This window comes from Lactobacillus sp. N54.MGS-719 (assembly GCF_000980505.1).
GTDB classification, from domain to species: domain Bacteria; phylum Bacillota; class Bacilli; order Lactobacillales; family Lactobacillaceae; genus Lactobacillus; species Lactobacillus amylovorus.
Genome location: NZ_LARO01000071.1, coordinates 1 through 4,082, shown reverse-complemented (window position 1 = coordinate 4,082; position 4,082 = coordinate 1). Strand labels below are relative to the sequence as shown.

General features: G+C 49.3%; 1 protein-coding gene, 14 tRNA genes and 2 rRNA genes. All 17 read right to left on the bottom strand.

Translation table 11 applies throughout. The features are described from left to right. Positions 1–637: mannose/fructose/sorbose PTS transporter subunit IIA (locus WS44_RS08750; protein WP_046434043.1), on the bottom strand; the 637-nt coding region annotated here is incomplete at its 3' end. Between the two features lie 398 nt (positions 638–1,035). Next, positions 1,036–1,110 (bottom strand) — tRNA-His (locus WS44_RS08745). Between the two features lie 6 nt (positions 1,111–1,116). After that, positions 1,117–1,197 (bottom strand) — tRNA-Tyr (locus WS44_RS08740). An 8-nt stretch (positions 1,198–1,205) separates the two neighbouring features. Next, positions 1,206–1,278, bottom strand: a tRNA-Phe gene (locus WS44_RS08735). Positions 1,279–1,283: 5 nt separating this feature from the next. Next, positions 1,284–1,359 (bottom strand) — tRNA-Asp (locus WS44_RS08730). A gap of 4 nt (positions 1,360–1,363) precedes the next feature. After that, positions 1,364–1,437 (bottom strand) — tRNA-Met (locus tag WS44_RS08725). Between the two features lie 15 nt (positions 1,438–1,452). After that, positions 1,453–1,524, bottom strand: a tRNA-Glu gene (locus WS44_RS08720). Between the two features lie 29 nt (positions 1,525–1,553). Beyond that, positions 1,554–1,627 (bottom strand) — tRNA-Ile (locus tag WS44_RS08715). 5 nt (positions 1,628–1,632) lie between these two features. After that, positions 1,633–1,706, bottom strand: a tRNA-Met gene (locus WS44_RS08710). Positions 1,707–1,717: 11 nt separating this feature from the next. Further along, positions 1,718–1,791, bottom strand: a tRNA-Pro gene (locus tag WS44_RS08705). A gap of 5 nt (positions 1,792–1,796) precedes the next feature. Then, positions 1,797–1,870 (bottom strand) — tRNA-Arg (locus tag WS44_RS08700). An 8-nt stretch (positions 1,871–1,878) separates the two neighbouring features. Then, positions 1,879–1,950, bottom strand: a tRNA-Gly gene (locus tag WS44_RS08695). 16 nt (positions 1,951–1,966) lie between these two features. After that, positions 1,967–2,039 (bottom strand) — tRNA-Lys (locus tag WS44_RS08690). Positions 2,040–2,042: 3 nt separating this feature from the next. After that, positions 2,043–2,114 (bottom strand) — tRNA-Gln (locus WS44_RS08685). Positions 2,115–2,125: 11 nt separating this feature from the next. Beyond that, a tRNA-Val gene (locus WS44_RS08680) sits at positions 2,126–2,198 on the bottom strand. A 47-nt stretch (positions 2,199–2,245) separates the two neighbouring features. Continuing rightward, positions 2,246–2,362 (bottom strand): 5S ribosomal RNA (gene rrf, locus WS44_RS08675). An 85-nt stretch (positions 2,363–2,447) separates the two neighbouring features. Then, positions 2,448–4,082 (bottom strand): 23S ribosomal RNA (locus tag WS44_RS08670); the annotation flags it as partial.

The window sequence follows — 4,082 nt, the reverse complement described above, 5'->3', positions numbered from 1 at the left end:
GTTTGATCATATTCTTGCGCAGCTTGTCTTTAGCGACGTTATCAGAAACGACGATAATACGGTTGGGATTGGTTGCCTTGGTCCAGCCGGTTGCCACCTGACCATGCAAAAGTCGCGAATCAACCCGTGCCAGAACGTATTTGATCTTACCATCGCCGATAACGGTACCTTCTGGAATGGCTCCCTTGACGGCTGGCTTGGCACTGGCTGGTGCACCTGGCGCCTTGGTCTTTGGCATCAGTTCTTCTGGCAGAGTCTTGATGCCATCCTTAGCCGTTTCAACGATATGTGTAGCAATTTCTCGGGCTGAGTTCATGGTCATTCGTGAGGCCAATGCTTCAATCACCATCGGCAGGTTCATCCCCGTTACGATTGCCCAGGTATTCTGATGCTTTTCAAACAGACTCGAGGCTTGATTAAATGGCGTACCACCCCACAAGTCAACTAAAAATAAAACCTGCTCTTGATCTGAAAAGTCCTTAATGGCATTTTCAAGCTTGGCATGAATATCATCCGGTCCCTCATCCGGCTTCAAAATTACATGCGCCACATCCTGCTGCTGACCAAAGATCATTTCCGCCGATTGATTGATCCCGTCAGCAAAACCACCGTGACTTGTTAATACAATTCCTACCATATGAATCCCTCTATCACTATCAGATTATTCCAAATTGATCTACAGCTTTGACCACAGTTTATAAAAACAGCTGGTCATGAAGTAAATATTCATCACTTCCCTTTTAAAAATCCCACTTACCATTATTATGTAAGCGTGTTCTTATATAAATTACCATTTCGCATGCAATTTGACAATGTATCATTATACGTTCAATTGTGTTTAAGATTCTCTAAAGCCATGCAAAATAAGCGCTGATGAGCCCTATCATGTCGATCAAAAAATTTTTTCTGCAAGCGTTTGTCATGAATTGAAGCAACCGCTTGCAACTAATCCAGAATCGAATTTCAAATTTTTATTCATAAAATTATACAAAAAAAGACCATGTCCAATTTACTTGAACATGGTCTTTTTACAGAGGCGGTATGTGGGATTCGAACCCACGCATGTCGGACCCACAAACCGATGTGTTAACCAAACTTCACCAATACCGCCATAAGTGGAGGAGGGTGGATTCGAACCGCCGAACCCGAAGGAACGGTTTTACAGACCGTCGCGTTTAACCACTTCGCTACTCCTCCATAATAAATGGCGCGGGACGGAATCGAACCGCCGACACACGGAGCTTCAATCCGTTGCTCTACCAACTGAGCTACCGAGCCATTTACGGTCCGTACGAGACTCGAACTCGTGATCTCATCCGTGACAGGGATGCGTCCTAACCAAAACTAGACCAACGGACCAATATTGCGGGGGCTGGATTTGAACCAACGACCTCCGGGTTATGAGCCCGACGAGCTACCAGGCTGCTCTACCCCGCGATAATTAAAATAAAGTGACCCATGCGGGATTCGAACCCACGATACCAGCGTGAAAGGCTGGTGTCTTAACCGCTTGACTAATGGGTCATTAACTAAAAAGAAACTTTTGCAAGTTATGGGTCTAAGTGGACTCGAACCACCGACCTCACGCTTATCAGGCGTGCGCTCTAACCAACTGAGCTATAGACCCATTTATCGCGGCAGGGGGGATCGAACCCTCGACCTCCCGGGTATGAACCGGACGCTCTAGCCAGCTGAGCTACACCGCGATAATCTTAAATCGGGAAAACAGGATTCGAACCTGCGACCCCCTGGTCCCAAACCAGGTGCTCTACCAAGCTGAGCTATTTCCCGAAAAATGCACCCAGAAGGAGTCGAACCTTCAACCTTCTGATTCGTAGTCAGACACTCTATCCAATTGCGCTATGGGTGCATGATAAAAGCGGAAGACGGGATTCGAACCCGCGACCCCCACCATGGCAAGGTGATGTTCTACCACTGAACTACTTCCGCATGATTATTAAATTAATGAGCCGTGACGGGTTCGAACCGTCGACCCTCTGATTAAAAGTCAGATGCTCTACCGACTGAGCTAACGGCTCAAGTTGGGCTAGCTGGGTTCGAACCAGCGCATGACGGTACCAAAAACCGTTGCCTTACCACTTGGCTATAGCCCAATAATGGTAAATGGAGGATACAGGGCTCGAACCTGTGACCCTCTGCTTGTAAGGCAGATGCTCTCCCAACTGAGCTAATCCTCCAAAAAATAAAAGGGCTAACCAGAAGTCTTACCCTTTTAAAAATATTTGCATGGCAATGCCCTATCCTCGCAGGGAGCGATCCCCCAACTACTTTCGGCGCGTTGAAGCTTAACTTCTGTGTTCGGCATGGGAACAGGTGTATCCTTCAAGCCATCATCACCACACTAATCCTTTTCAGGATTGAGAGCTTGCACTCTCAAAACTAAACAATATCTATTCTTCTCACGTTCAATCGAAACACCTTTAAACTTGGTTAAGTCCTCGACCGATTAGTAATGGTCCGCTCCATGCCTCGCGGCACTTCCACTTCCATCCTATCTACCTCATCATCTCTGAGGGGTCTTACTTCCATAAGGAATGGGAAATCTCATCTTGAGGCGAGTTTCACGCTTAGATGCTTTCAGCGTTTATCTCATCCATACATAGCTACCCAGCGATGCTCCTGGCGGAACAACTGGTACACCAGCGGTATGTCCATCCCGGTCCTCTCGTACTAAGGACAGGTCCTCTCAAATTTCCTACGCCCGCGACGGATAGGGACCGAACTGTCTCACGACGTTCTGAACCCAGCTCGCGTACCGCTTTAATGGGCGAACAGCCCAACCCTTGGGACCGACTACAGCCCCAGGATGCGATGAGCCGACATCGAGGTGCCAAACCTCCCCGTCGATGTGGACTCTTGGGGGAGATAAGCCTGTTATCCCCAGGGTAGCTTTTATCCGTTGAGCGATGGCCCTTCCATGCGGAACCACCGGATCACTAAGCCCGACTTTCGTCCCTGCTCGACCTGTCTGTCTCGCAGTCAAGCTCGCTTGTGCCTTTACACTCTGCGAATGATTTCCAACCATTCTGAGCGAACCTTTGGGCGCCTCCGTTATCTTTTGGGAGGCGACCGCCCCAGTCAAACTGCCCACCTGACACTGTCTCCCACCACGATCAGTGGTGCGGGTTAGAGTGATCATAATGCAAGGGTAGTATCCCACCAACGCCTCTGCCAAAACTAGCGTCCTGGCTTCTATGGCTCCTACCTATCCTGTACAAGCAGTACAAGCACTCAATATCAAGCTACAGTAAAGCTCCATGGGGTCTTTCCGTCCTGTCGCGGGTAGCCTGCATCTTCACAGGCAATTCAATTTCACCGAGTCTCTCGTTGAGACAGTGCCCAGATCGTTACGCCTTTCGTGCGGGTCGGAACTTACCCGACAAGGAATTTCGCTACCTTAGGACCGTTATAGTTACGGCCGCCGTTTACTGGGGCTTCAATTCAGGGCTTCGCCGAAGCTAACTCTTCCTTTTAACCTTCCAGCACCGGGCAGGCGTCAGCCCCTATACTTCATCTTACGATTTTGCAGAGACCTGTGTTTTTGATAAACAGTCGCCTGGGCCTTTTCACTGCGGCTGATCTTGCGATCAGCACCCCTTCTCCCGAAGTTACGGGGTCATTTTGCCGAGTTCCTTAACGAGAGTTCGCTCGCTCACCTTAGGATACTCTCCTCGACTACCTGTGTCGGTTTGCGGTACGGGCAGTTGATTATTCGCTAGAAGCTTTTCTCGGCAGCGTGACATCAACGACTTCGCTACTATAATTTCGCTCCCCGTCACAGCTTGTCAACCCGCTGATAAGCATTTGACTCATCAACTGACTTGCTGCTTGGCCGGACACTTCCAATCGTCCGGATCGCTTAGCCTTCTGCGTCACTCCATCACTCAAGCACAATCAACTGGTACAGGAATATCAACCTGTTGTCCATCGTCTACGCCTCTCGGCCTCGACTTAGGTCCCGACTAACCCTGGGAGGACGAGCCTTCCCCAGGAAACCTTAGTCATTCGGTGGACAGGATTCTCACCTGTCTTTCGCTACTCATACCGGCATTCTCACTTCT